This window comes from Paraburkholderia sp. JHI869, assembly GCF_038900775.1.
Classification (GTDB): Bacteria; Pseudomonadota; Gammaproteobacteria; order Burkholderiales; family Burkholderiaceae; genus Paraburkholderia.
Map to the genome: position 1 here is coordinate 1 of NZ_JAYMSC010000028.1, position 26,995 is coordinate 26,995.

Annotated in this window: 24 protein-coding genes; 8 read left to right on the forward strand and 16 right to left on the reverse strand. The window is 65.6% G+C overall.

The window, feature by feature from the left end:
• Nucleotides 1–499 precede the first annotated feature (499 nt).
• The 3 genes from VSR72_RS33475 to VSR72_RS33485 all read left to right on the forward strand — a co-directional run bounded on the left by VSR72_RS33475 (nt 500) and on the right by VSR72_RS33485 (nt 4,319).
• A complete protein-coding gene (locus VSR72_RS33475; RefSeq protein ID WP_342956543.1) occupies nt 500–1,267 on the forward strand; it encodes an ABC transporter substrate-binding protein in 768 nt (255 codons plus the stop codon).
• 253 nt (nt 1,268–1,520) lie between these two features.
• Nucleotides 1,521–2,636, forward strand: coding sequence for a succinylglutamate desuccinylase/aspartoacylase family protein (locus tag VSR72_RS33480; RefSeq protein WP_342956544.1), 1,116 nt, complete (start codon nt 1,521–1,523; stop codon nt 2,634–2,636).
• Between the two features lie 501 nt (nt 2,637–3,137).
• Nucleotides 3,138–4,319, forward strand: a complete 1,182-nt coding sequence (locus VSR72_RS33485; protein ID WP_342956545.1) for a porin — start codon at nt 3,138–3,140, stop codon at nt 4,317–4,319.
• Between the two features lie 160 nt (nt 4,320–4,479).
• Here VSR72_RS33485 and VSR72_RS33490 read toward each other — a convergent pair whose 3' ends face one another.
• Entirely contained in the window at nt 4,480–4,821 is a 342-nt protein-coding gene (locus VSR72_RS33490) for a zinc ribbon domain-containing protein YjdM (RefSeq protein WP_342956546.1), read from the reverse strand.
• Nucleotides 4,822–4,987: 166 nt separating this feature from the next.
• Between VSR72_RS33490 and VSR72_RS33495 the strand changes: the two genes are divergently transcribed.
• The gene (locus VSR72_RS33495; protein WP_342956547.1) at nt 4,988–5,404 is read left to right on the forward strand and encodes a DUF6232 family protein; all 417 of its coding nucleotides are present in this window, start codon (nt 4,988–4,990) and stop codon (nt 5,402–5,404) included.
• Between the two features lie 31 nt (nt 5,405–5,435).
• Here the strand turns inward: VSR72_RS33495 and VSR72_RS33500 are convergent, their stop codons facing one another.
• Nucleotides 5,436–7,889, reverse strand: coding sequence for a glycogen/starch/alpha-glucan phosphorylase (locus VSR72_RS33500; RefSeq protein WP_342956548.1), 2,454 nt, complete (start codon nt 7,887–7,889; stop codon nt 5,436–5,438).
• Nucleotides 7,890–8,314: 425 nt separating this feature from the next.
• Here VSR72_RS33500 and VSR72_RS33505 point away from each other — a divergent pair, with 425 nt between their 5' ends.
• Nucleotides 8,315–9,736 (forward strand): MFS transporter, encoded by a 1,422-nt coding sequence (locus tag VSR72_RS33505; protein ID WP_342956549.1) that lies wholly within the window; start codon nt 8,315–8,317, stop codon nt 9,734–9,736.
• A 74-nt stretch (nt 9,737–9,810) separates the two neighbouring features.
• Here VSR72_RS33505 and ltaE read toward each other — a convergent pair whose 3' ends face one another.
• Nucleotides 9,811–10,815, reverse strand: coding sequence for a low-specificity L-threonine aldolase (gene ltaE, locus VSR72_RS33510; protein ID WP_342956550.1), 1,005 nt, complete (start codon nt 10,813–10,815; stop codon nt 9,811–9,813).
• Nucleotides 10,816–10,998: 183 nt separating this feature from the next.
• Nucleotides 10,999–11,724, reverse strand: coding sequence for a peptidoglycan DD-metalloendopeptidase family protein (locus VSR72_RS33515; RefSeq protein ID WP_342956551.1), 726 nt, complete (start codon nt 11,722–11,724; stop codon nt 10,999–11,001).
• A 279-nt stretch (nt 11,725–12,003) separates the two neighbouring features.
• Between VSR72_RS33515 and VSR72_RS33520 the strand changes: the two genes are divergently transcribed.
• The gene (locus VSR72_RS33520; protein ID WP_342956552.1) at nt 12,004–12,324 is read left to right on the forward strand and encodes a hypothetical protein; all 321 of its coding nucleotides are present in this window, start codon (nt 12,004–12,006) and stop codon (nt 12,322–12,324) included.
• 131 nt (nt 12,325–12,455) lie between these two features.
• The gene (locus VSR72_RS33525; protein ID WP_342956553.1) at nt 12,456–13,277 is read left to right on the forward strand and encodes a DUF2968 domain-containing protein; all 822 of its coding nucleotides are present in this window, start codon (nt 12,456–12,458) and stop codon (nt 13,275–13,277) included.
• On the opposite strand, the gene VSR72_RS33530 is transcribed toward VSR72_RS33525, so the two are convergent.
• The 12 genes from VSR72_RS33530 to VSR72_RS33585 all read right to left on the reverse strand — a co-directional run bounded on the left by VSR72_RS33530 (nt 13,278) and on the right by VSR72_RS33585 (nt 25,476).
• On the reverse strand, nt 13,278–14,201 hold the full coding sequence (locus VSR72_RS33530) for a dihydrodipicolinate synthase family protein (RefSeq protein ID WP_342956554.1): 924 nt from the start codon (nt 14,199–14,201) through the stop codon (nt 13,278–13,280).
• Between the two features lie 17 nt (nt 14,202–14,218).
• Nucleotides 14,219–15,946 carry an IlvD/Edd family dehydratase gene (locus VSR72_RS33535; RefSeq protein ID WP_342956555.1) on the reverse strand — a complete coding sequence of 576 codons (1,728 nt, stop codon included), beginning with the start codon at nt 15,944–15,946 and terminating at the stop codon, nt 14,219–14,221.
• 542 nt (nt 15,947–16,488) lie between these two features.
• A complete protein-coding gene (locus VSR72_RS33540; protein WP_342956556.1) occupies nt 16,489–16,815 on the reverse strand; it encodes a DUF4148 domain-containing protein in 327 nt (108 codons plus the stop codon).
• Nucleotides 16,816–17,027: 212 nt separating this feature from the next.
• Nucleotides 17,028–18,437 carry an NADP-dependent phosphogluconate dehydrogenase gene (gene gndA, locus VSR72_RS33545; protein WP_342956557.1) on the reverse strand — a complete coding sequence of 470 codons (1,410 nt, stop codon included), beginning with the start codon at nt 18,435–18,437 and terminating at the stop codon, nt 17,028–17,030.
• Nucleotides 18,438–18,557: 120 nt separating this feature from the next.
• Entirely contained in the window at nt 18,558–19,172 is a 615-nt protein-coding gene (locus VSR72_RS33550; RefSeq protein ID WP_342956558.1) for a DUF938 domain-containing protein, read from the reverse strand.
• Between the two features lie 38 nt (nt 19,173–19,210).
• Entirely contained in the window at nt 19,211–19,828 is a 618-nt protein-coding gene (locus VSR72_RS33555) for a pyridoxamine 5'-phosphate oxidase family protein (RefSeq protein WP_342956559.1), read from the reverse strand.
• 28 nt (nt 19,829–19,856) lie between these two features.
• Nucleotides 19,857–20,723, reverse strand: a complete 867-nt coding sequence (locus VSR72_RS33560; RefSeq protein WP_342956560.1) for an NAD-dependent protein deacetylase — start codon at nt 20,721–20,723, stop codon at nt 19,857–19,859.
• A 30-nt stretch (nt 20,724–20,753) separates the two neighbouring features.
• Nucleotides 20,754–21,026, reverse strand: coding sequence for an oxidoreductase-like domain-containing protein (locus VSR72_RS33565; RefSeq protein WP_342956561.1), 273 nt, complete (start codon nt 21,024–21,026; stop codon nt 20,754–20,756).
• Between the two features lie 86 nt (nt 21,027–21,112).
• Nucleotides 21,113–21,877 carry an SDR family oxidoreductase gene (locus tag VSR72_RS33570; protein ID WP_342956562.1) on the reverse strand — a complete coding sequence of 255 codons (765 nt, stop codon included), beginning with the start codon at nt 21,875–21,877 and terminating at the stop codon, nt 21,113–21,115.
• A 27-nt stretch (nt 21,878–21,904) separates the two neighbouring features.
• Nucleotides 21,905–22,852 carry a transporter substrate-binding domain-containing protein gene (locus VSR72_RS33575; RefSeq protein ID WP_342956640.1) on the reverse strand — a complete coding sequence of 316 codons (948 nt, stop codon included), beginning with the start codon at nt 22,850–22,852 and terminating at the stop codon, nt 21,905–21,907.
• Between the two features lie 209 nt (nt 22,853–23,061).
• Nucleotides 23,062–23,955, reverse strand: coding sequence for a LysR substrate-binding domain-containing protein (locus tag VSR72_RS33580; protein ID WP_342956563.1), 894 nt, complete (start codon nt 23,953–23,955; stop codon nt 23,062–23,064).
• Nucleotides 23,956–24,066: 111 nt separating this feature from the next.
• Nucleotides 24,067–25,476, reverse strand: a complete 1,410-nt coding sequence (locus tag VSR72_RS33585) for a DUF2252 domain-containing protein (RefSeq protein ID WP_342956564.1) — start codon at nt 25,474–25,476, stop codon at nt 24,067–24,069.
• 283 nt (nt 25,477–25,759) lie between these two features.
• Between VSR72_RS33585 and gltS the strand changes: the two genes are divergently transcribed.
• Nucleotides 25,760–26,965, forward strand: coding sequence for a sodium/glutamate symporter (gltS, locus tag VSR72_RS33590; protein WP_342956565.1), 1,206 nt, complete (start codon nt 25,760–25,762; stop codon nt 26,963–26,965).
• Nucleotides 26,966–26,995: the final 30 nt, after the last annotated feature.

Here is a 26,995-nt window from a genome sequence, read left to right on the forward strand (position 1 = left end):
CGCTCAACGTGGCGCGCGGGCGTGCGCGTGGTCTAAGGCGGACATCCGCGGCTGCATCGCAGCAACGACGGCGTACCGGTTCGGCCTCACGGGTTGATCAGATCCAGGCCGAAAACCAACGGTACGCCGTCGTTTTTATTTCAAATCACAAACAAATCAATTCGAATACCACACGGCATTCTTCCTACTGTTTCGGCCCAGCATCGCACGCCCCGTCTCAGGCACGCCGCAACTGCCCGTCTGCATTGCCCTGTGCGCCTTGCCAAGCAAGGCTCTGCGTTAAATCGTACAAGCGCACGGGCGTACACTTAGCCGGTCCTTTTCCCGCCATCCGGTATTACACTAGCGACGCAGCAAATTTGACCTGGTAAGCTTGCCGCGCTTTGCTGGCCGCAGGCTGGCGGGTCCAACAATAATCCGGCGCGAGCCGCACCGGAAATGCGCCTCGGCGGCACAACCGCACGCGGCGCGCCCTGAACCATCTCGAGGAGTACCCATAGTGAAGAAACTGCTTGCCACCCTCACGGTTGCCCTGCTCGCCGTCTCGGCCGGCGTCGCCCATGCGAAGGACTGGTCCACCGTGCGTTTCGGCGTCGACGCCAGCTACGCACCGTTCGAATCCAAAGCACCCGATGGCAAGCTGGTCGGCTTCGACATCGACCTCGGCAACGAGATCTGCAAGCGCCTGAACGCGAAGTGCGTGTGGGTCGAGCAAGACTTCGACGGCATGATTCCGGGCCTGAAGGCCAAGAAGTTCGACGGCGTGCTCTCGTCGATGACGATCACCCCGCAGCGCGAGCAGCAAATCGCCTTCTCGGCGAAGCTGTTCAACACGCCGACGCGCCTCGTTGCCAAGAAGGGCTCGAGCCTCGCGCCGACGGCTGACTCGCTCAAGGGCAAGTCGGTTGGCGTCGAGCAAGGCACGATCCAGGAAACCTACGCCAAGGACAACTGGGCGCCGAAGGGCGTGAACGTCGTTCCTTACCAGAACCAGGACCAGGTCTACGCCGACCTGATCTCGGGCCGTCTGGACGCTGCGCTGCAGGATGAAGTGCAAGCCGATCTGGGCTTCCTGAAGACGCCGCGCGGCGCTGGCTTCCAGTTCGCCGGCAAGGAAATCCCGACGGGTGCAGCCGCTATCGGCCTGCGCAAGGAAGACGCCGACCTGAAGGGCAAGATCGACAAGGCTATTGCCGACATGATCAAGGACGGCACGTACAAGAAGATCGAAGCCAAGTACTTCGACTTCGACGTGTACGGCGGCTAAGCACCACATCGCACCACACCGCGCCGGCGCTGCATCACGGCGCGCGAAGCCCGGGCTTGCGTCCGGGCTTTTTCTTTTCCGGATTTTTATTTCGGATTCCGTATTTTATGGCGATGCCCGCGGTACGCACGGGCAGGCTGGTTCCGGCGCCGCGTCGAATCGGCTAAGATCGGGCTACGGCCCCAGCGTGTTTTGATGGGGCCATCATTCACTCCTACACCTTTTGCGGGCCGCCGCGCCGCGCGCATCCATCATGCAAACCCGAAACCATCCGTTGATCGCGCCCGCCCTCGGTACCGCGCGGGAACTAGCCAGTTTCCACTACGGCAAAGCCGGCGGTCCCAAGGTCTACATCCAGTCCTCGCTGCACGCCGACGAGCTGCCGGGCATGCTCGTCTCGTGGGCGCTGCGCCGCAAGCTCGCCGAGCTGGAAGCCGCGGGGCGCCTGCGCGGCGAGGTCGTGGTCGTGCCGGTGCCCAACCCCGTGGGCCTGAACCAGCACTGGCTCGGGCATATGATCGGCCGCTTCGAGTCGAACACGGCGCAGAACTTCAACCGCAATTTCCACGAGCTCACCGCGCTCGTGCTGCCCAACATCGAGGCGCATCTTGGGCCCGACGAAGCCGCGAACCGCACGGCCATCCGCGCGGCAATGGGCGAAGCGCTGGGCGCGCAGCAGCCCAGGACCGAACTCGATTCGATGCGCCTCGCGCTCCAGCGCCTTTCGTACGACGCCGACATCGTGCTGGACCTGCATTGCGACTGGGAAGCCGCCATGCACATCTACACGAACCCCGAGCTGTGGCCCGACGTCGAGCCGCTCGCGCGCTATCTCGACGCCAAGGCGTCGCTGCTCGCGCTCAACTCGATCGGCAATCCGTTCGACGAAATTCACAGCTTCTGCTGGTCGGAGCTGCGCGAACATTTCGGCACGCGCTTCCCCATTCCGTACGGCTCGATTTCGGTGACGGTCGAGCTGCGCGGCCAGCGCGACGTTTCGCACGAGCTGGCCGAACACGACGCCCAGGCCATCGTCGACTATCTGATCGGGCGCGGCGTGATCGAAGGCACCGCCGCGCCGCTGCCGCCGCTCGCCCATGCGGCCACGCCGCTCGCGGGCACGGAGCCGATCGTGGCGCCTGCGAGCGGCGTGCTCGTGTACCGCGTGGATTGCGGCACATGGGTGGAACGCGGCGCGGCCATTGCCGATGTGATCGACCCGCTCGCCGACACCGTGACGACGCTGCACGCTGGCGTGAGCGGCGTGATGTACGCACGCCATAGCGCGCGCTTCGCCACAGCCGGCATGGAAGTCGCGCGCATTGCCGGCGAAAAGCCCATTCGCAGCGGCTCGCTCCTCTCGCTGTAACGGCGACGTCTTACCATAAAAGGGCTCGCACCATGGGTGCGAGCCCTTTTTTCATGGGCTTTTGCCGCCATTCCGATTATTTCGGATAACTAATTTTCCATTTCTTTGAATCGATGGCAATCAGCCATGTAAAACACGCATTGATCGACCGTTAATGCGCTCTCGAGATTAATCAATTTCAGCTTGAAGCCGGATTCAAAAGATCGATTAACCGGGCAAATAGAAGAAAGCTTAGAAAAAAATTTTATATGGCCGATTGTCGCAATCCGGCCTTTCAAATTGACAGGTAAATCGCCCGCAAATCCAGTACCAGCGGGCCTCGGGCGCCGTTCTCCCCGCGCGCAACCCGTGTGTCGCATTCACACAACAGAATGGCGACATTTTGCCTACAAACCCTTACTGTCACATTCCTTTCGTTGACGACCCTTAAATTGCAGGCCGTCACATTGACCGGCCCATAAGAGGCCGGAGTAGTCATCTTTCCTTTACCCGGAGAAACAGTTGAAAAAGAAAATTCTGACCACCGCTATTCTTGCCTCGATCGCAGGCGTTGCCCACGCACAAAGCAGCGTGACGCTGTACGGCGTGATCGATGCGGGTGTGAACTACATCAGCAACGTGAAGAACGCGACGGGTGGCAGCTCGCATCAGTTCTCGTACGGTGACGGCGTGGCCCAAGGCAGCCGTTTCGGCCTGCGCGGCACGGAAGACCTGGGCGGCGGCCTGAAGGCGATCTTCGTGCTCGAAAACGGCTTCAACAGCGGTAACGGCACGGCAGGCCAGGGCGGCGCGATGTTCGGCCGTCAAGCCTTTGTCGGCCTCTCGCAATCGAACATCGGTTCGCTGACGTTCGGCCGTCAATACTCGTTCAGCACGGACATTCTCGGTTCGCAGTACTCGACCGGTGGCAACACGGTTTCGGGTAACTGGGCCTACCACTTCAACGACGTCGACCAGCTGACGTCGAGCCGCATCAACAACGCGGTCAAGTTCCAGAGCGTGAACTACTCGGGCTTCACGTTCGGCGGCCTGTATGGCTTCTCGAACTCGACGTCGTTCGCCGGCGCACCGGCAACGGGCACGACGGCTAACCCGGTCGCCGGCTCGTCGCGCGCGTACAGCTTCGGCGCGAACTACGGCTACGGCCCGTTCAGCCTCGGCGCTGCCTACACGAACATCACGTACCCGGGCCAGACCACGCCGTCGACGACGACCTCGATCGCCAACCTGCCGGCGACGCAGACCACCGTCGCGCTGAAGGGCCTGCGCTCGTTCGGCGTTGGTGGCCGCTACATCGTCGGCCCGGCAACGCTGTGGGCCCTGTGGACCAACACGCTGCTCTCGCCGATCGCCACGTCGTCGACGCTCTACAACGCGTATGAAGTGGGCGGCAAGTACGCCTTCACGCCGGCTCTCGCGGCTGGTCTCGGCTACACGTACTCGCGCTCGTCGGGCAGCCAGAGCGCCCACTGGAACCAGGTCAACGCATCGCTTGACTACGCGCTCAGCAAGCGCACCGACGTCTACGGCCTCGTGTCGTACCAGGACGCTTCGGGCACGCTCGCGAACGGTCAGAAGGTTCAGGCGCAGATCGGCGACTCGAGCTCGAGCATCTACCAGCCGTCGGGCACGGGTTCGCAGGATCAAGTCGCGGTTCGCGTCGGTATCCGCCACAAGTTCTAAGCAGCGCAACAAACGCAACAGCGGCAGCCGGCGGTGCAAACCGCTGGCTCTGCTCGGCGCGCCGCAGCCCATGCTGCACGCCGCGCCTTACCGGTCGGGGCATCCCTTGGGATGTCCCGCTTTTTTTTGGTTCGTCGCAGCCGATGTGCGACGGGCTTCGTCACGCCTTCTTGACGAATTCCGATTTGAGGCTCATGGCGCCGAAGCCGTCGATCTTGCAATCGATATCGTGGTCGCTGTCCACCAGGCGGATATTTTTCACTTTGGTGCCCATCTTGATCACGCCTCCAGAACCCTTGAGTTTCAGGTCCTTGATGACCGTGACGGTATCCCCGTCCTGAAGGATATTGCCGGCCGAATCGCGATAGACCTTGCCCGCTGTTTCAGCCGGCGCGGTGGCCTCGCCCGACCATTCATGCGCACACTCCGGGCAGACGTAGACGTCTCCATCTTCGTAGGTGAACTCGGAATTGCATTTCGGACAGCGTGGCAATGCGCTCATGGGAAATCCTTGGTGCTGACAGGGGTAATAAAAGCGCGCAAGTATAGCGGCTCCCGCAGGCTGCCCGGCCTGCCCCCGCCCGGCCTGCGACGTTATGCCCTTCACCGCCCCGCCCTGGCCCCGCTTCTGGTACGCTGCGCTCTCTCACCTCGCAGCTATCGAACCGATGGAACTCCCTTTCAACGAAGCCGCCGTCTCGGTCACGCGCAACGCGCTCTCCGCAGCCGGCCAGGTCTTCCCCATGCGCGACATCGAGGACGTGCGCATCGTCATCGGGCGGCGCAGCCGCGTCGTGCCCATCGCGATCAGCCTCGCCGGCGCCGCTGGCGCTGTCGTGGGCGGCGTGCTCGGCTCTGCGACCGGTCTCGCGTGCGGCGTGATGGTGATCGTGGTGGGCTGGCTCGCGTGGCTCTGGCAGGAAGCGATACACCGGTTGTATGTCGTGACGGGAGGCGAATCGCGCGAGGCGGTCACGAGCCTCGACCCTGCATTTCTCGAACGCGTGGCAGAGGCCGTGCGCACCGCCAAGGCCGCGCAAGCGGCGCAGGCCGAGGGCGGCGCGACGCGGCCCGCAGCACCCTGATTCAGCCGCAAGCACTGCGCTTGCTCGCCCCTCACTCCATCTCGATCGACTTCACGTGCCAGATATCGCGGGCATACTCCGCGATCGCACGGTCCGAAGAGAATTTCCCCATCCCCGCCACGTTTTCGATCGCGCTCGCGGTCCACGCCGGCACATCCATGAAGCGCTGGTCGGCGGCCTCCTGGGCCTCGATGAAAGCAGAGTAGTCGGCCAGCACCAGGTAGTGGTCGCCCCAGTCCACGAGCGTGTGGAAGATGTCCGTGTAGCGCGCCGTATCGTGCGGTGAAAAGAAGCCCGTGCGGATCTGGTCGAGTGCGCGGCGCAACTCGGCGTTTTCCTCGTAGACCTGACGCGGCCGGTAGCCCACGCAGCGCAACTGGTCCACCTGGTCGGACGTGTGGCCGAAGATGAAGATGTTGTCCTGCCCCACGGCCTCGCCAATCTCGATGTTCGCGCCGTCCAGCGTGCCCATGGTGAGCGCACCGTTGAGCGCGAGCTTCATGTTGCCGGTGCCCGACGCTTCGGTGCCCGCAGTCGAGATCTGCTCGGACAGGTCCGCTGCGGGAATCAGCACCTCGGCCACGCTCACGCCGTAGTTCGGCACGAACACCACCTTGAGGCGGTCGCCCACCACGGGATCGTTGTTGATCTTCGTGGCCACATCGTTGATGAGGTGAATGATCATCTTCGCCATGCGGTAGGCCGAGGCGGCCTTGCCCGCGAACAGCACGACGCGCGGCACCCAGTCGCGCTCCGGCGCTTCGAGAATGCGGTTGTAGCGCGTGATCACGTGCAGCACGTTGAGCAACTGGCGCTTGTACTCGTGAATGCGCTTGACCTGCATGTCAAAGAGCGCATCGGGATTGAAGACAATGCCTGTGCGCTCAAGGGCCCGGTGTGCCAGACGCACCTTGTTGCTGCGCTTGGCCGCGCGGAACGCGGCTTCGAACGAAGCATCGCCGCGCAGCTTGCGCAGCGCGCCCAGTTCGAACAGATCGCTACGCCAGCGCGGCCCGATCGCATCGTCCACGAGGCGCGCGAGCGGCGGGCTCGCCTGCGCGAGCCAGCGGCGCGGCGTGATGCCGTTGGTCACGTTCGTGAAGCGGTCGGGAAAGAGACGTGCGAAATCGGCGAAGATATCGCGCGTCATCAGTTGCGAGTGCAACTTCGAGACGCCATTCACCTTGTGGCTCGCCACGATCGCGAGATAGGCCATGCGCACGCGGCGCTGGCCGTATTCGTCCACGAGCGAGATGCGGCGGATCAGGTCGAGGTCGTGCGCGCCGCGGTCGCTCGCTTCGCGCAGGAACGCCGCGTTGATGTCGAAGATGATCTCGAGGTGGCGCGGCAGGAGGCGCGCCAATAGTTCGACGTCCCAGGTTTCCAGCGCTTCGGGCATCAGCGTGTGGTTGGTGTAGGAGAACACGCGGCTCACGTGCTCCATCGCTTCGTCCCACGGCAGGTGATGCACGTCCACGAGCAGGCGGATCAACTCAGGGATAGCCAGCACCGGGTGCGTGTCGTTCAGGTGCACCGTGACCTTTTCGGAGAAGCGCCCGAACGTGCTGTGCGTGCGCAGATAGCGGCGAATCAGGTCCTGCATCGTCGCGGAGACGAAGAAGTACTCCTGGCGCAGGCGCAACTCTCGCCCGGCCATCGTCGAGTCGTCGGGATAGAGCAGCCGCGAGACGTTCTCGGAGATGTTGCGCGCTTCCACCGCGCGCTGATAGTCGCCCTGATTGAACGCCGAGAGATTGAGTTCTTCGTCCGCGCGTGCGGACCACAACCGCAACGTGTTGGTCGCGCTCGTGGCGTAGCCGGGAATCACTGTGTCGTACGCCATGGCGTTCACGTGCTGCGTGTCGACCCATTCGACATGGCCATTGCGCTGCATCGTGCGCCCGCCAAAATGCACCGGATACTGGACCTCCGGCCGCGGAAACTCCCACGGGTTGCCGTAGCGCAGCCAGTAGTCGGGGGCTTCGACCTGCTCGCCGTTCACGATCTGCTGGCGGAACATGCCGTAGTCGTAGCGAATGCCATAGCCGAAGCCCGGAATGCCGAGTGTCGCCATGGAGTCGAGAAAGCAGGCCGCGAGCCGGCCGAGGCCGCCGTTGCCGAGCGCGGCGTCGGGCTCGTAGTCGAGCACGGTGTCCATATCGACACCCACGCTCGCGAGCGCCTCTTTCATCTCGTCGTGGATGCCGAGCGCGATCAGCGCGTTCGAGAACGTACGGCCAATGAGAAACTCCATCGACAGGTAATAGACGCGTTTGACGTCCTGGTCGTACTGGCGCCGCGTGGTGATCATCCAGCGCTCGACGAGACGGTCGCGCACGGCGAGCGCCGCGGCATGCAGCCAGTCTTGCGGACGCGCCGTCACCGCGTCCTTGCCGACACCGTACATCAGGCGATTGGAGAGGGAACGGCGCAGCGCTTCGACGCTGCTTTGCAACTGATCGAACTCTAGACCGATGGCTGTCATTTACGACTCCCGGAAATGGCGGCGCGCCCATAAAAGGTGCACGGGCGCGCGGTTGTTCTGGGCCTGCCGCTCGCCAGCGAGCGCAGATCAATTTGCAGAGTAGTGCATTTTCAAACGGCGTGCGGCGGCGCGCCAATCACGCGCGGAACACGGGCGCCACGCACGCGAAACTTGACGGCTGCCTCGATCCCTTGCCATGCGGACGGTTCCGCGCGCGCAGCGCGGCGGCATACGTGCGCTTGACGGGCTTGGCGGTTAGTTGCGATTTTCCGTCGGCCGATGGTCATTGAACGCAGCACGAAGCCTTACAGTCTCCCCACGCTTTGAAGCGTCTCCTGCAAAACCGGGCGGGCTCTGTAACAATCGCAAGATTCGTCCGCGCGGCCCGCGCCGCAGCCTTCATCGTCCACCCGCCCGAGACTGTCTTGTCCGAAACCTTTTCCGCGGCGCGCGAAACCCGCAATTCCGGCCATACCGAGCCTCCTGACGCGCCCATGTCGGCGAAGAACCGACGCGCCATGGGCGCGGTGATGCTCGCCGTTGCGCTCGCAACGCTCGACACCGCCATCGCCAACACCGCGCTGCCCGCCATCGCCACCGACCTGCACGCGGCCCCCGCCGCCTCGGTGTGGATCATCAACGCGTACCAGCTCGCGATGGTCGCCACGTTGCTGCCGCTCGCCGCGCTCGGCGACATCATCGGCCACCGGCGCATCTATATCAGTGGACTCGCGATCTTCACGGTCGCATCGCTTGCCTGCGCGCTGGCGCCCACGCTCACCGCGCTCGCCGGGGCGCGCGTGCTGCAGGGGCTCGGCGCCAGCGCGATCATGAGCGTGAACACGGCGCTGATCCGCTTTCTCTACCCGCCGCACCGGCTCGGGCGCGGCCTCGGCATGAATGCGCTGATCGTGGGCGTTTCGTTCGCCGTGGGCCCGACCATGGCCTCGCTGATCCTCTCCGCGGGCACCTGGCCTTGGCTCTTTGCGATCAACGTGCCGCTCGGGGTGGTCGCACTCGTGTTCGCGCTGCCCGCGCTACCGCAGACGGCGCGCGGCAAGCACGCCTTCGATCCCGTCGCAGCGGTGCTCAACGTGATCACCTTCGCGGCGCTGATCTTCGCGCTCGGCGAGGCCGCGCAGCGCGCGCCCGGCGTGGAAGTGGGCATTGCGGCCGTTGTTGCGCTGGTGTTCGGCGCGCTGCTGATCCGGCGCGAGGCCGGGCATCCCGCGCCGATGCTGCCCGTGGATCTGTTCCGCCGGCCGGTTTTCGCGCTTTCTTCGGTCACCGCCATCTGCTCGTTCGCGGCCCAGGGTCTCGCGTTCGTCTCGCTGCCGTTCTATTTCGAAACCGTGCTGATGCGCAGCCAGGTGGAAACCGGCTTCCTGATGACGCCCTGGCCCGTGGTCGTGGCCGCCGCGGCGCCTATTGCGGGACGCCTTTCCGACCGCTATCCGCCGGGCCTGCTCGGCGCGATCGGGCTCGCCATCCTCTCGGCGGGCATGGCGTCGCTCGCGCTGCTGCCCGCGCACCCAAACGTGACTGACATCGTCGTGCGCATGGCGATCTGCGGCGCGGGCTTCGGCTTTTTCCAGTCGCCCAACCTGCGGGCGATCATGGCGAGCGCGCCGCCCGAGCGCAGCGGCGGCGCGAGCGGCACCATCGCCGTCTCGCGTCTGCTCGGGCAGACCACGGGCGCGGCGCTGGTGGCGCTGTGCTTCGGGATCGTGGGCCGGCACGGCCCGACGCTCGCCTTGGGCCTGGGCTGCGCCTTTGCGGGCGCGGCGGCCATTGCGAGCGGGCTGCGGCTCTTCGCGCCGTCGCACCGGGCAGTGCAGCGCGGGTAATGCGGGCGATGCGCTCGGCTAAGGAGGTCTGAGGCAAAGGCGCGCTGAAGAAGCGCGCCTTGCCCTTCCACCGTTCAGCGTGCGAAGTAACCCTTCACTGCCGCCACGAACGTATCGATATCGGCGGCCGTCACGTCGAGGTGCGTGACGAAGCGCGACGCGTACAGCATCTGCGTGAGGATGCCGCGCTCCTTGAGATACGCCTCCAGCGGCGCGCAGTGTTCCTGCGGGAACTGCACGAACACCATATTCGTGGCCTGCGACATCACCTTCACCTGATCGATCTGCCCGAGACCGGCGGCGAGACGCGCGGCGTTCGCATGGTCGTCGGCGAGACGCGCGACGTTGTGATCGAGCGCGTAGAGGCACGCGGCCGCGAGCACGCCCGACTGGCGCATGCCGCCGCCCAGCACCTTGCGCCAGCGATGCGCGGAGTCGATGAGCGCGCGGCTGCCCACCAGCACCGAACCCACCGGCGTGCCCAGGCCCTTCGAAAAGCAGATCGACACCGAGTCGAAGCCGGCCGTGAGCGCCTCGAGCGGCTGGCCCGAGGCGACCGCCGCGTTGTACGCGCGCGCGCCGTCGAGGTGCGTGGCGAGCCCGCGCTCATGCGCGAGCTGCGTGGCCTTCGCGACGTAATCCGCCGGCAGCACCTTGCCGCCGATGGTGTTTTCTAGCGCGAGCAAACGCGTGCGCGCGAAGTGGTCATCGAGCGGCTTGATCGCCGCGGCGATGCGCTCGAGCGGGAGCGTGCCGTCCTCGGCGTTGTCGAGCGGCTGCGGCTGGATGCTGCCGAGCACGGCCGCGCCGCCGCCCTCGTACTTATAGGTGTGCGCCGCCTGGCCGACGATGTACTCGTCGCCGCGCGCGCAATGCGCCATCAGCGCGGCGAGGTTGCTCTGCGTGCCGCTCGGGAAAAAAAGCCCCGCCTCCTTGCCCGCCTCTTGCGCCACGCGCGCCTGCAGGCGCAGCACGGTCGGGTCGTCGCCCCACACGTCGTCGCCGGTTTCGGCTCGGGTCATGGCGGCGAGCATGGCTTCGCTCGGACGGGTGACGGTGTCGCTGCGCAGGTCGATCATTGCGATGAAATCCTCGTGGTTAATGCACGCCAAGGCACGCTAAAGCACACTAATGCACGTGCGGGACGGACGTGCGCGCGCCGTGTCGGGCGCGCGCTGCGCGGCGTGAGAACCATCGAGTGTATTTTCAAACAGCGGCCCAGCGCAATGCCGGGCCGAGCGCAAGGCGCGCTCCCGCCGTGGCTAGCGCCCGAGGAGCGGCAGCGGATCGACGGGCTTGCCGTCGCTACGGACTTCGAACTGAACGCCGCCGGTGCCCATTTCCGCGATGGGCTGGCCTTGCGAGACGGCGTCGTCTTCCTTCACGAGCAGCTTGCCGTTGCGGCCATAAGCCGTCACGACCTGGTCGTTGTGCTTGATGATCACGAGCGGCCCGTAGGCCTCGATACCCGTGCCCGCATAGACCACGCGGCCAGCGGCAGCGGCCTTGACCTCCTCGCCGGGCTGGCCGCCGATCACGATGCCGGTGGACTTGCCGGGCACGAAGCGCTGCAGGATCGGACCGCGCACGGGCCACGCGAGCGCGATGGTGGGCGCAACGGGCGCCGGCATGGCTACGCCGGCGGCGGCGGGCGCGCCGCCCGGCATTTGCGCCTGTGGTGCAGTCGGTGCGTAGTTGGGCGGGGGCGCGACGCGCAGCACCTGGCCTGGCAGGATCTGTGCGTTGGCGGAAGGCAGCTGGTTCCAGCTCGCGATGTCCTGCGGGCGCTGGCCGAAGGCCCCGGCGATACGCGAGAGCGTGTCGCCCGGATTGACGCGGTAGTAGCCCGCTGGCACGCCGCTCGTGGACATGGCGGGCGCGCTCGGCGACTCCGCCCAGGGCGTGAAGGTGCTGCTACAGGCGCTGCAGACGAGCGTGAGGGCGGCCAGCGCCGCATACGCGCCCGGGTTTCGCCGTTGTCGATTCATCTTGCTGTTCCTCGCTTGGTCCTCGCGTATGACGAAAAATATACGCAGATGGGATGCGCGGCGGGCCGCAGGCGTTCGCTTGCGCGCCACCTTCCGCGAATTAAGCCGGAAATGGCGAACGTCCCCCATTATATCGTTCATGCTCAAACCGCCTTTTTTCGCCGGCATGCGCGAGCGTCCTGCGTTCGCACGGGTCAACGCCTATACTGGTTCACGCGTCACCCGATAATCAGATGAAAGGCCTCTCGCTGCAGTCCCATGGCCCTGAGGGATCCGAGAATGAACAAAGCCACCTTTCTTTCGCTGCAGCTCAACGTCGAAGATGTCACGTCGTCGCCGGGCCTCGTCGAATTGTTGAACAACCATCTCATCTTCGCGGCCGACGTGGCCGAAGCTGCCGACGAACTGGTTCAGCATGCCAGCATCGCACGGCTTACCGGCGCCACCGAGGCGTCCGTAGAAATTCCCGCTGTAGTCATCGAGCGTCTGCGCGATGCGCTCGACACGCTAAGCGGCTATGACGAAACCTGGCTTTTCGCGCTCGAACCCGGCCGTGCGCTCTTCGACGACATTGCACGCCGGCCTCGCCTGCTTCACTAGTACGCGAAACCGGAGCGGACGGCGCCCTACCCGCATCGCCCGCCCCATTTGCCTGCGCGCCGGCGCCCGTGTGCCACGCTGCCGCGCGCTGCAGCGCCTTATTTCTGGCGCGCCAAACTGGGGGAACCGCCGTGAAGTCCATTCTGAACCGCCGTAACACCGCGCTTTCTGGCGCTCCATCACGCATTCTCGCCGTGGCCCATGACGCGGCCACGCAGCGCGCCGCTGCGAGCATTGCCGCGAGCCGCGTCCCGCAAGCGCCGGCCGAGCCTGCCGATTCCGCAGCCACGCCGCCTGAGAGCGCTGTCGAGATCGAGTCTCGCGCGGAGCCCGCGGCGGGTGCGACCGTGATGCCCGAGGGCGCCGGCGGGCCGCGGCCGGTGTCCACGCTTCATCCGGTTCCGGTCATGCCCGCGCACCTGAACGGCCGCCCGGTACAGATCGCCGACGGCGCCGTATTCGAAGCACTCCACGCCTCCGACGAGTTCATGACCTTCCGCGTCTATCGCTGCTTCGCCTATACGGTAAGCCTCTTCTTCCATCCGCCCACGCTCGGCTACTTCGTTGCGCTCCATCAGGAAAGCGTACTTTGGCGCGCGCTGAAAGCCAACGACCTCGACGCGGCCGGCTCGGCGTTTCATCTCATGCAGGAGCAAGCCACGCGCCTCGCCGACGGCGAAACGCGACGAGTGCAGCTCGTCGCACAAAACGCGGAGCTCACGCGGCAAATCGAAGAATCGGAGGCCCATGCCGAACGGCTGCGCGTGGATCTGCAGCGCCACGCGGAACAGGAGCAGACGGTGACGGGCCGCCAGAGTCAGGTGCGCAAGGAAGTGGCGCAGCTGGAGGCGCAGCGCATTGCCGCGCAGGCCCAGTTGAACAAGGCGCACCGGGCGCTGCATCAACTCAAGGTCGCGACGAGCGAGGGCGTACCGCATCTGCATGCGCGCTGATCAGGCAAGCGGGCCCAGTTGCCGCGCGAATCGCCGCGCGGCTTCGAGGCCGAAGCGGTTCGGCGCCAGCTTCACATCGCGTTCGTATTCGACGTCGATGCCCATGCGCCACGCCGCAATGCGCTTGCCGTAGCCAATCAGCGTATCGAGCGACTGCATGACGAAGACGATGGCGGGCAGCACCTGCTGGTACAGCGATTGCGCGCGCTCGATGTCGCCTGCGCGGAACGCGGCGTAAATCTGCTGCTGCCAGTCGAAGCAATCCGGCGCGACGATCATGCCCGCGCAGCCGGCGCGCAGATTGTCGAGCAATTCCATGCCGCCGCGGCCGTTGAGCACGGGCATCAGGTCGCCGATCTGCGCGATCGTTTCGGCGATCGTGACCGCAGGGCCTTCGCCTTTGAGCACACGGAAGTTCGGGCATTGCGCGGCAAGCGCGCGCAGACTGCCCGGCGAGAGCCCGACACCCAGATACTCCGGCGCGTTCTGAATGCCGACCGTCACGTCGAGCCCCGCCATCACCCCGGCGAAGAAGTCGAAATAGAACGATTCGGGTTGCGCAGGCTCGCCCGGCGCGCGCACGGGCGGCTGGAGGATCAGCCACGCCGCGCCGCGCTCGATGGCGTGTTGCGCGAATTCGCGCTGCGCCTCGATGGTGGGACCGCTCACCGTGACGGCAAGCGGCAGCGCGCCGCCGCTGTCCTCCTGTGCCCAGTCGATCACCTGCTCGCGTTCGGCGCGCGAAAGTTTGTTCACCTCCGTCGCAAGACCGAGCACCGCGAGACCAGGCGCGCCGCCGCGCACCGCCGCTTCGACCTGACGCCGCATGGCGGAGCGGTCGAGGCGATTGTCGCGATCGAAGAACGCATAGAGGATCGGGTAGATGCCGGCAATGGCGCCGGCGGCGTTGGCTGGCGCGCTCATCGCGTTCTCCGACACGATCAGTGGGAGTCGCGCGGCACGTCCGCACCGCTCGCGCCGACGAGAAAGTCCAGGTCGGCGCCCTTGTCGGCCTGCAAAACGTGTTCGACATACAGCCGGTAATAGCCGCGCTCGGGCAACTCGGGCGCCTTCCACTCGGTCTTGCGGCGCGCGAGTTCCGCGTCGGAGACTTCCAGATGCAGGCGCCGCGCCGCAACGTCCAGCTCGATCATGTCGCCCGTGCGCACGAGCGCGAGCGGACCGCCCGCAGCCGCTTCGGGCGACACGTGCAGCACGACCGCGCCATACGCCGTGCCGCTCATGCGTCCATCCGAAATACGCACCATGTCGGTAATGCCCTTTTGCAGCACCTTCTTCGGCAGCGGCATGTTGCCGACCTCGGCAAAGCCAGGGTAGCCCTTTGGCCCGGCGCCCTTGAGGACCATGACGCAGTGCTCGTCGATGTCGAGCGAGTCGTCGTCGACCTTCGCGTGCAGTTCCTCCACGTTTTCGAACACCACCGCGCGGCCGCGATGGCGCAACAGCGCGGGCGTGGCGGCAGAAGGCTTGATCACTGCGCCGTCGGGCGCGAGGTTGCCCTTGAGCACGGCGATGCCGGCTTTCGGCTTGAACGGCTGCGCAAACGAGGTGATGACTTCGGCGTTGTAGTTCGGCGCGTCGGCCACGTTTTCCCAGATGGTTTTGCCGTTGACCGTCAACGCGTCACGATGCAATAGCCCTTGCTCGCCGAGTTGCCGCAGCACCGCAGGCAAGCCGCCCGCGTAATAAAAATCCTCCATCAGATAATGACCCGATGGCTGCAGATTCACGAGGCAAGGCACATCGGAGCCAAGCTCCCAGTCGTCGAGCGAAAGCGGCACGCCAATGCGCCGTGCCAGCGCGATCAGATGCACCACCGCATTGGTCGAGCCGCCGATGGCCGCGTTGGTGCGGATCGCGTTCTCGAACGCCGCGCGCGTGAGGATCTTCGACATCGTGAGGTCCTCGCGCACCATCTCGACGATGCGCCGCCCGGCCAGTTGCGCAAGCACCTGGCGGCGCGCATCGACAGCCGGAATGGCCGCGTTGTGCGGCAGCCCCATGCCCAGCGATTCGACCATCGAGGCCATCGTGGACGCCGTGCCCATGGTCATGCAGTGGCCGCGCGAGCGGTTCATGCACGACTCCGCCTCGACGAATTCGGCCTGGGACATCGTGCCAGCGCGCACTTCCTCGGACATTTGCCACACGCCCGTGCCCGAGCCGATCTCATGGCCCCGGAAGCGTCCGTTGAGCATCGGGCCGCCCGAGACGGCGAGCGCGGGCAAGTTGCACGACGCCGCGCCCATCAGCAAGGCGGGCGTGGTCTTGTCGCAGCCGACGAGCAAAATCGTGCCGTCGATCGGATTGCCGCGGATCGACTCCTCGACGTCCATCGAAGCGAGGTTGCGAAACAGCATCGCGGTGGGACGCAAATTCGATTCGCCGAGCGACATCACCGGAAATTCGAGCGGCAGGCCGCCAGCCTCATAGACGCCCTTTTTCACGTACTCCGCCAGCTCGCGGAAATGCGCGTTGCAAGGTGTCAGTTCGGACCACGTATTGCAGATGCCGATGACCGGGCGGCCGTCGAATGCGTCGTGAGGGATACCCTGATTCTTCATCCACGAGCGGTGAATGAAGCCGTCCTTGTCGGCTTTGCCGAACCAGGCCTGGCTGCGCAAGGGCTTGCGGGTGGAGCGGGTCATGGCGGGGCGTCTCCTGTAGCTGGGCAACTGTCATGGAAACTGCCGCCCGATCATAGGAGTGACGTCCGGACCCGTCAATGTTTGGTAAGGCGTCCTTGGATATGGACAAATCGCGGCACAAAAAAGTACGGGCCGGTGGAGAACCGGCCCGCGCTGGACTGCTTACTGCGACAACGGCAACAACGTACTGCTTACTGCTACTGCACGGCTGCACCTCTCACTGCGCCAGCCAACTTCAACTACCTTCTGCTCTCTCTGCATACTGCAACTGCTTCACTGCAACAACTCACTGCGTACTGCGTATTGCAACTGCACACTGCAACCACTCACTACACACTGCCACTTCTACTGCAACCTCTCTCTGCGAACTACGACTGCAACCTCTACCGCAACAACTCTCTGCTCTCTGCGTACTGCGACTGCAACTACTCGCACTGCAACTTCTGCAACTTCTGCTACTTCCAACTCACTACGTACAGCGACAACTCACTACAGGGGGTAGCTTGCCGGAACCGCCTGAAGCGGTTCCGTTCGGTCAGGGCTTAGTGGCCGAAGTAAATGCGCTGGTTCGGTGCGACTTGCGCCGGTTGCACCGCTGCACCCGACTGCGACGTGCCCACTGCCGGAGCGCCGTAGCCGCTGGTGTCGCCGGCGGCGAGCTTTTCCTGGGTCACGCGAGCTTGCGCGGCCTGCAGGTTTTCCGGGTAGTTCACGTGGTCAGCCGACGGGTTGTAGCCAGCGTGCTCGAGTTCGACCAGTTCGGCGCGCACTTGAGCGCGAGTCAGGCCTTGCTGGCTCGACTGGGCGAACGAGATTGCCGGAATGGCAAGAGCGGCGGCAACGACAACTGCGGGGATAAGCTTGTTCATGATCGGACCTCCATCTGTTTTATGTCAGCTTCGGAACACCGTGTTCGTCAGCCGTTGAATACAGTGTAGGCGTCCGGCCTCGCTAGGGAAAACCCTTATTCATCAAAACACCGTTGCAATTTCAGCAATAAAAAAAGGTGAGTCCCCGGGACTCACCTTTCGATTCCAACAAAGACCGCAACGACAGTGCGGCCTTTTGTCTTTCCATTACCTTACGACCAGTCGGCGTGGAAGCTGCCCGGCTTGTCGATGCGCTCGAACGTGTGCGCACCGAAGAAGTCGCGCTGCGCCTGCACGAGATTGGCAGGCACGCGCTCCGAGCGGTAGCCGTCGAAGTACGCGACAGCCGACGAGAACGCCGGCACCGGCACGCCCGCGCTCACCGCCTGGATCACCACGTCGCGCAGCGCGGACTGATAGTTAGCCGCGATATCACGGAAATAGGGGTCGAGCAGCAGATTGTCGAGCTGCGGGTTCTTCGCGTAGGCGTCCATGATCTTCTGCAGGAAGCGTGCGCGGATGATGCAGCCCGCGCGGAAGATCTTGGCGATCGTGCCGTACTGGAGGTCCCACTTGTACTCGTCGGAGGCGGCGCGCAGTTGCGCGAAGCCTTGCGCGTACGAGATGACCTTCGAGAAGTACAGCGCGCGGCGCACCGCCTCGATGAACGCCTTGCGGTCGCCCGAGAACGGCTTCGCATCCGGGCCGGTGAGCACCTTGCTCGCGGCCACGCGCTGCGTCTTGAGCGACGAGAGCACGCGCGCGAACACGGCTTCGGTGATGAGCGGCAGCGGCGCGCCGAGATCCAGTGCGTTCTGGCTCGTCCACTTGCCGGTGCCCTTTTGCGCGGCGCGGTCGAGAATCACGTCGACGAGATCCTTGCCCGTTTCTTCGTCCTTCTTGCCGAAGATCTTCGAGGTGATTTCGATCAGGTAGCTGTCGAGCTCGCCTTCGTTCCATTCGGTGTAGACCTTGCCCAGCTCCTCGTTCGAGAGGCCGAGCACCTGCTTGAGCACCGCGTAGCTTTCGGCGATCAGCTGCATGTCGCCGTACTCGATGCCGTTGTGCACCATCTTCACGAAATGGCCAGCGCCGTCCGGGCCCATGTAGGCCACGCAGGGCGCGCCGTCCGGCGCCTTCGCCGCGATTTCAGTGAGGATCGGCGCAACCAGATCGTAAGCATCGCGCTGGCCGCCGGGCATGATCGACGGGCCCTTGAGCGCGCCTTCCTCGCCGCCCGACACGCCCGTGCCGATGAAATGCAGACCCGACTTCGCGAGTTCCTGGTTGCGGCGGATGGTATCCGTGAAGTGCGTGTTGCCGCCGTCGATCAGGATGTCGCCCTTCTCCAGCAGCGGCTTGAGTGCGGCGATGGTGTCGTCGGTGGGCGCGCCGGCCTTCACCATCATCAGAATGCGGCGCGGCTTTTCCAGCGAATCCACGAACTCTTCGAGCGTGTAAGCCGGCACGAGCTTGCGATCCGGATACTCAGCGATCAGCTCGTCGGTTCTGGCGCGGCTGCGATTGAACACCGAGACCGCATGGCCGCGGCTTTCGATGTTGAGCGCCAGATTGCTACCCATCACGGCCAGACCCACCACGCCGATTGGCTGTTTGCTCATGTTGTTTCTCCACTTCATTCATAGACGGCGCCGCAACGGGGCGCCAACCGTGCAAGCATAAGGGAAACGCCCTGGCGCTGCGCTAACGGGCGCATCGCGACTCATGTTTCCCGACTTGGCTTACTGTTTTCTGAACACCAGACTGAAATTGTTCGCCGGCATCGCCACGCGGGCCTCGCACTCGAAGCCCTGGGCCTGCGCCAGCGCCTCCACGGCTTCCATGTCGCGCACGCCCCAGGACGGATCGCGCGAACGCAAGTCGGCGTCGAAGGCCTCGTTGCTCGGCGCCGTGTGCGCGCCTTCGCGCCGGTACGGCCCGTAGAGCACGAGCGCGCCCCCTGAAGCAACGCGCGCGCCCGCACCTTTCATGAGCGCCTGCGCCGCTTCCCACGGCGCGATGTGAATCATATTGATGCAGACGACGGCGTCCACCGCGTCGATCGGCCAGGGCTCGCGGCGCACGTCGAGATCGAGCGGCGCGCGCAGGTTGGCGAGACCCGTGTGCTCGCGCCAGGCGTCGATCGAGGCGCGGGCCCGCGCGTCGGCATCGCTTGGCTGCCACGTGAGGTCAGGAAATGCGGCCGCGAAATGCACCGCATGCTGGCCGGTGCCGCTCGCGATTTCGAGCACCGTGCCGCGCGCGGGCAGTGCGCCGCGCAGCACCTCCAGAATCGGCGCGGCATTGCGCTCGGCAGCGGGCGCGCAAAGGCGTTGGGCAGCTTGCGGGTCGTTCATCGTCTTGCGTTTCTCTTCAGCGTTCAATCAAGGTTCGATCAGTACAGCGTGGTCTTGATGCGTTCGGCGAGACCTGCCTCATAGGTTTCGGCGTCGAACGTCTCGCCATATTCCTCCTCGTTCACGCGGCGCAGCATCTCACCCGCGCTCGGCAGGTGCGAGCGTTCGACGTGGTGCGATGGGTCCCACAGCTTCGAGCGCACGATGGCCTTGGAGCAGTGGAAATACACACTTTCCACGTCGATCACGAGCACCGAGCGCGGCGGCTTGCCATCCACGGCGAAGCTCTCGACGAGCGCCGGGTCCGTGCTCACACGTCCGCGTCCGTTCACGCGCAGCATCTCGCCCACGCCCGGCACCATGAACAGCAGCCCCACCTGCGACGAAGCGACCACGTTGCGCAGGCTGTCCACGCGATTGTTGCCGGGACGGTCGGGCAACGCGAGCGTGTGCTCGTCGAGAATACGCACGAAACCGGGCGCGTCGCCGCGCGGCGAACAGTCGAGGCCTTCCGGGCCGCCCGTGGCGAGCACGACGAACGGCGAGCTTTCGATGAAGCGCCGGTAGTCCGCGTTGACGTGATCGATTTCCTTGCGCAGCGCGCGTTCGTGCGGCGTGCCGTAGTGCGCTTCGAGGTCGGCTAGCGTGGTCAGCATGTCGTCGGTTCCGTGGGGTCGTGGAGTGTCAGGGCACGAGGCGCACGCCCAGTGCGTCGAGCACGGTGGCGCAGGGGGCTTCGAGTTTGAGTGCGAGCAGCGGGTCGGCGCGGGTCTTGCCCATGTTGATCGCGGCCACAGGCTTGCCGCGCTGCTGCGCCCAGGCGCAGAAACGGTAGCCCGAATACACCATGAGCGACGAGCCGACCACGAGCACGGCATCGGCCTCGTCGAGCGCGTTCGAGGCGCTGGCCACGCGCTCGCGCGGCACGTTCTCGCCGAAGAACACCACCGAAGGCTTGAGCATGCCGCCGCACGCCGCGCACGCGGGCACGTGAAAGGCATTGGCGCCGTCGAAGTCGAGATGGGCGTCGCCGTCGGCGGCGGGTTCCGCGCTCGCACTCGCAATGTCCGGATTGCGCGCCTCGAGTTCCGGCTGGATCGAGGCGCGCGAATACTGCGCGCCGCAATCGAGGCAATGCACGTGCGCGATGCTGCCGTGCAACTCGATCACGTCGCGGCTACCCGCGCGCTGGTGCAAGCCGTCCACGTTCTGCGTGACGAGCGTACGCGCGTAGCCCGCCGCACCCAGGCGCGCGAGCGCGCGGTGCGCGCCGTTGGGCTGCGCGAGGCCAACCGTAGGCCAGCCGATCAGGCTGCGCGCCCAGTAGCGACGCCGCATGCTCTCGGAGCCCAGGAATTCCTGCAGCGTGATGGGCGGCGAGCGCTTCCAGGCGCCGTTCTCGTCGCGATAGCCCGGAATGCCCGAATCCGTGCTGATGCCCGCGCCAGTCAGCACGAACAGGCGCGGATGACGCTCGACGAACGCCTGCAGCGCGTCGAGGGCTGCGGTTTCGAGGGCGGGCGCGTTGGGAACGAGGATGGATTCGGTCATGGCGGCAGGGGCAAGGCGGTTCAGTGCCATTCAGCGCGAGGACTTGCCGCGCGTTGTCGCGGCCGGCTTTGAGTCCGAATGCGAGGCCAGATTCGCGGCTTGCTTGCGAGGCGCTTTCACCTGCGCCTGGCGCTCCGCTTCGCGCAATTCCCAGGCGGCCAGTGCGGCTCGGTAGAGGCCCAGTTCTTCGGCGTAGAGGTCAAAGATGCAGGGGTCGCAGCCGCTCTGGCAGCAGGCATTGTCATCGGGACGTTCGGGCGGCTGGGGACGCGGATCGTCGTCCGGACGCGGGGGCAAAGACATGGGCGCTCAGGCGTCGTGGTGGTTCAGCGGCCAGTATACGGGACACTGCGCGAACGCGCCCGGCAGCCCGCGCCCTTCCGATGTGCTCAGCCGCGCCCCACGAACGGCATCTTCGTCGCCATGATCGTCATGAACTGCACGTTCGCTTCGAGCGGCAGTTGCGCCATGTGCAGCAGCGCGTCGGCCACGAGTTCCACATCCATCAGCGGCTCGACGGCGATCTCGCCGTTCGCCTGCGGCACGCCGCGCGCCATGCGCTCGGCCATCTCCGTGGCCGCGTTGCCGATATCGATCTGCCCGCACGCGATGTCGTAGCGGCGGCCATCGAGCGAAACGGTTTTCGTCAGGCCGGTGATAGCGTGCTTGGTCGCCGTGTAGGCAATGCTGAACGGCCGCGGCGCGTGCGCCGAAATCGAGCCGTTGTTGATGATGCGCCCGCCGCGCGGCGTCTGCCGCTTCATGAGCCCGAACGCCGCGCGCGTGCACAGGAATACGCCGGTGAGGTTGGTATCGACCACGGCGCGCCAGTCGTCCACGGAAAGCTCGTCGATGTCCACGGCGGGCGCGTTGCGGCCCGCGTTATTGAAGAGCAGATCGAGCCGGCCGTAGCGCGTGCGGATCGTCTCGAACAGCGCCTCGACGGCCGCCGCGTCGGTCACGTCGCAGGGCGCCGCCAGCGCCTCTTCGCCGCGCGTGCGGGCCTCATTGGCGAGCGCTTCGAGCGGCGCGGCCCGGCGCCCCGCCAGCACGACGGCGAAGCCGTTGGCCAGCAGCTTGCGCGCGCACGCGCGGCCAATGCCGCTGCCCGCGCCCGTCACCAGAGCAATTTTGCGTTGTTGCGTGTCACTCATCGTTGCCTCTTTCTTTCGGTTGAGCCATCAATCGAGCGGCTGGTCGTTGGGATTCGCGAAAAGCGCCTTCATCTGCTCCGACATCGGATAGTCGAGGCTCACGCCCGCGGGGGGAATGGGCGACTCGAACCAGTGCCGGTAAAGCGCGAGCGCTTCGCCCGAGCGCTGCATCTTCGCGATGGTGTCGTCGGCAATACGCTTGAAGGCGGTGTCGCCGCGCCGGAACATACAGCCGTACACCTCCGCCCTGGCTGGGCTGCCTACGATCGCGAAAGCGTGCGCATCGCTCATGGCGTGCGCGCTTTGCGCCACGGGCGCACCCGGCGTTTCGCTCGCCATGTAGCCGGTCGCTAGCGCGGCGTGCAGAAGCGGCTCGTCCATGACGAAGGCGACGGCGCGTCCCGAGCGCACGGCTTCGACGGAATCGCCGTGAGTCTTCGCGACGATGATGTGCATGTTCATCTCGCGCTCCATGTTCCAGCGGCGCAGCAAACGCTCTTCCGAGGTGCCCGCGGTCGTGACCACGGTACGGCCCGCAAGATCGCCGAAGTCCTTCACCGGCGAGCCGCGCTTCACGAGCATGCGCACGCCGTACTCGAAAATGCTGTTGGAAAACGCCACGTCGTTCTCGCGCTCGCGCGTGTGCGTCGTGGTGCTGCATTCGAGATCGATCGTGCCGTTCTGCACGAGCGTGATGCGGTTTTGCGGCGTGACGACGAGTTCGCGCACGCGCAGCGCGGGAAGCTTGAGCGTCGCGCGCACGTTTTCGACGATGCGCTGGGTGATCTCGTACGAGTAGCCCGTTGCATGCTCGCCGCCGGCCATATAGGAGAATGGCACGGTCGCTTCGCGCACGCCGATGACGATCGTGCCCGTGTCGCGAATCTTGCGCAGCGTGGGGCTTTCCAGTTCATCGGCATGCGCCGCGCCCGCAAACGTGCAGGCGCAGGCGAGCGCAACGTAACCCATGGCCATGAGCGCGCGTGCCAGGCGGCTGCGAAGCGCACGGCCACGCAGCTTTCCGGCGAAACCCAATGGCTCTGAATCGCGCTTCAACCCCTTCTCCCCTGAATCCCTCATTCGTTCGCACGAAGCGCGCGCACAGCGGCGCTCCCCTCTGAGCGCGATTGTACCGGCGGCCCCTGTCGGCTCACATTACGCCGCGTGTCCAGGCGCTCGCGCGCTCACGCCGTACACGTAGCGGCGAGGCAGCCGCGCAGCACTTCCACGAACGCGTTGCCGGCCTGCGAGTCCATGCCGCCTTCGCGCCACATGGCGAACACGCCGACCGTGAGCGCCGGTTCGACGCGCCGGATCGCCACCGGCTCGCCCGCCCCGCGCGCGCTGAGCTCGTCGAGCAGCACACGCCCAATGCCGCGCGCAGCGAGTGCGCGCGCGACGTGCCACGTCTGTGCCTCGACGACCGCGAGCCGGTCATCGACGCCTTCGGCTTCGAGCAGGTTGCCGATCGCCTCGCCAAGCGGATCGACGTTGCCAATGCTGATCCACTCGCCGTCGACCAGATCGCGCAACGCGAGCGGCGCATGTTCCGGCGTCGGGTCATCGGGCGGCGCGACGCAGACCACGGCCGTGCGTGCGAGTTCGACCGCGGCGATGCCCGGCCGCGCGGGCGGATTGAGCGCAACGGCCAGATCGAGTTCGCGCGTAAGCAGCGCGTTGAGCAGCTCCGCGGTGTGGCGCGTCTGGATCTTGAGCGACACTTCGGGATAGCCCGCGCGAAACGTCTGCACGGCAGCCGGTAGCAGGCTCATGCCAAGGCTCGGGAGACAGCCGATGCGCAACAGCCCTTGCGGACGCAGCGCGAGATTGCGCGCGAGATCGCGAATGCTGTCGAGGTTCGATTGCAGCTTCTGCGTCTCGGCGAACAGCAATTCGGCCTCGCGCGTGGGCTGCAGGCGGCCGTGCGCGCGGCTGAAGAGCTTGAGGCCCGCGCTGCGCTCCGCATGCGCGAGCACCTTGCTGACCGCGGGCTGCGAAACGCACAGCAGCTCGGCCGCTTTGGAAAGCGAGCCGGTGCGCATGATCGCGTGAAAGACTTCGATATGACGTAGACGCATGGGGCGCGTGCCGGGCATGTGGACGAGGCACATGCGCAGCGGGACGAAAGAAAAGCGCAAGGATAGCGCGTTCGGCTGCGCGCCTCGCATGCGGCCTCTAGTCAAGCGCGCTCAAACGCGGAAATCGGCCGCCATGTCCTCGTCGCTGCGCGCGACGATCGCGCCGCTGCGCGCGGCTTTGATGAACACGTCGTAATCGCGCTCCACCTGGTCGGCATAGGCGAACGCGTAGCCCGTAAGCGCCTCGGCGAACTGGTCGCTGCGGCCAATGTACGAACCAATTTCGATGGCCGCGCTGCCCGACTTCGCATGCGCGCGCGCGAGCGCCCACCCGCACAAACGTGCATAGCCGCAGAGCAGCGTGCTGTCGAGCAACTGAAGATCGACTGAGAGCTTCATGTCGCGCAACTGGCGCACGTAAAAGTGACGCCCTGCGGGCCCCGTGGTCCAGCCAAGGAAGATGTCGCTCGCCGCCTGAAGGAGCCGCTGGCCGTGCACGACGCGCGCGCCTTCGTGCTTGATCGAAGGCGATTTGAAGTACTGCGAAATGACCGAGCGCCGCGCCTCTTTCACCTGCAGGAAGAGCGGCTTCTCGTGATGATCGACGAGCAGCATCACGAGGCAGCGCGTGCCCACGCTGCCCACGCCCACCACCTTGAACACCATATCCTGAATGGCGAAGTGATCGAGCAGTTCGCGCCGGTCGGGCGCGAGGGTCTTCGCGTAATCCTGGTACATCGGCTCGATCAGCGTGCGCCAGTCGCCAAGCGTGAACCAGTCGTCTTCGGGTTCGAACAGCGTGTTCGCGCCGTGCACGTGAAAAAGCGCGGGCGGGGCGTCGCGAATCGTCCAATGCTCGCCGTCGCGCTCCGCGAGCTTTTCGAGCAGGTTCTCGTGCGTGCGGTTCGCGGCCTTCTCCATGCCGCGACGGATCAGGCGGCGGCCTTCGGGCGTGAGCGCGGTCTCGACCATGCGGTCGAAGGTGATTTTGTCGTACCAGAGATCGAGCGCGCCGTACTCAGCGTACTGGCGCAGGCGATCGCGATAGCTGGTCACGGCCGTCATCACCAGTTCCTCGGCCACGCCGCGCGAGTAGCGCATGTGCCGCGCCGCCACGACGAAGCTCGCCACGAGGCGCTTCACGTCCCACTCCCACGGGCCGGGCGCGACTTCGTCGAAGTCGTTCAGATCGAACACGAGTTGGCGTTCGGGCGTGGCGAAGGCCCCGAAGTTCAGCAGATGCGCGTCGCCGCAAATCTCCATCGCCATGCCGGTGTTGGGCACGCCCGCGAGATCGTGCGCCTGGAGGATCGCGCTGCCGCGAAAGAACGTGAAGGGCGAGACGATCATGCGCCCGTAGCGCAATTGCACGAGGTTCGGCACGCGGCCTTCGCTGCTCGCGTGCAGCAAGGCGAGCGGATCGCGCTTGATGGTGCCGGTTTCCTTGTGGCTCGAACGTTTCGAGCGCTCGCGCGCGGCACGCCCGGCCGCCTCGCGTTCAGCAATGGTGCTCCCATTCATGACCTTCTCCGGTTCTTGTACGGTCTCGCGCCATCATGACAAACGGGGAAACGCGGCGGATATTCGTCCTGCATGAGCGGCGGCCTCGCGCGCGGTGGCCGCGGCGTCGCACCGCGTGCCTATTTAAGCGTGGGGCCCCGTTTCGTGCAAGCAACGTGGCCGGCACCGGCCTTCGGCTGCGGATCGCTGCGCACCATGCGCGCAACGCGCGAACGCCTGGTGTACCGTGCGCGAAAGATGCGCCGCCAGCCTTGCGCCCTCACCGCCCCGCCGGACACCCGCCATGAACGTCAAAGTCTACGGAACGCTCGTCGTCGCATCGCTCGTGCTGCTGGTCGGCCAGTGGCTCGTTGCCGCCGTGCCGGTCTTGCGCAAATGGACGATCCCGGAGCCCGTGGCGGGCGGCATCGTCGCCGCGCTGATCGTGTTCGGCCTGCACAGCGGCGCGCACGTGGACGTGGTCTTCGACACCTCGCTGCAAGCGCCGCTCATGCAGGCGTTTTTCGCCACTATCGGGCTCAACGCGAACCTCGCCAACCTGAAGCACGGCGGCCCTGTGCTCGTGCGCTTTCTCGCCGTGGTGGTCACGCTGCTCGTGCTGCAGAACGTGCTGGGCATCGCGCTCGCCATGGCGTTCGGTGTCGATCCGCTGTTCGGGCTGCTGGGCGGTTCGGTGTCGCTCGCGGGCGGGCATGGCACAGGCGCCGCGTGGGGCGCGGTGTTCACCGAGCATCACGGGCTGCAGTCCGCCACCGAAGCGGCGATTGCGTGCGCCACGTTCGGGCTGATCATGGGCGGCATTCTCGGCGGCCCGGTTGCGCAGCACCTCATGAAGCGCATCGGCGCGCAGGATGGAGACGTTGCTCCCGGAGCGGCAACGCCCGATCCCTACGCATTCGAAGAACCGAAAGCCGAGCAGCCCACCACGCCGGGCGCGTTCATCAATACGCTCACGCTCATCGCGATCAGCCTCGCCTTGGGCGACGCCCTCTCCGGGCTGATCGCGGGCACCGCATTCGAATTGCCGACGTTCGTATGCGTGCTGTTCGTGGCCGTGCTGCTCGCCAATGGGCTCGCGCTCGTCGGGCGCCCTGTGGCCGAGCATGCCGTCGCGCTGATCGGCAACGTGAGCCTCGCGCTCTTTCTCGCCATGGCGCTCATGACGCTGCGCCTGTGGGACCTCGCGTCGCTCGCGCTGCCCGTCTTCACGATCCTCGCCGCGCAAACGCTGCTCATGGTGGTCTATGCGATCTTCGTGACGTTCCGCGCGATGGGCGCTAACTATGACGCCGTCGTGCTTTCGGCGGGCCACTGTGGCTTTGGCCTCGGCGCGACGCCCACGGCGATTGCGAACATGCAGGCGGTCACGGCGCGTTTTGGCCACTCGCATCTCGCGTTTCTCGTGGTGCCGATGGTGGCCGCGTTCTTCATCGACATTGCCAACGCCATCACCATCAAGCTCTTTCTCATGCTGCCGATTTTCCATTGAGCGGCAGGGGGCCGTGCGCGAGGCGCGCTA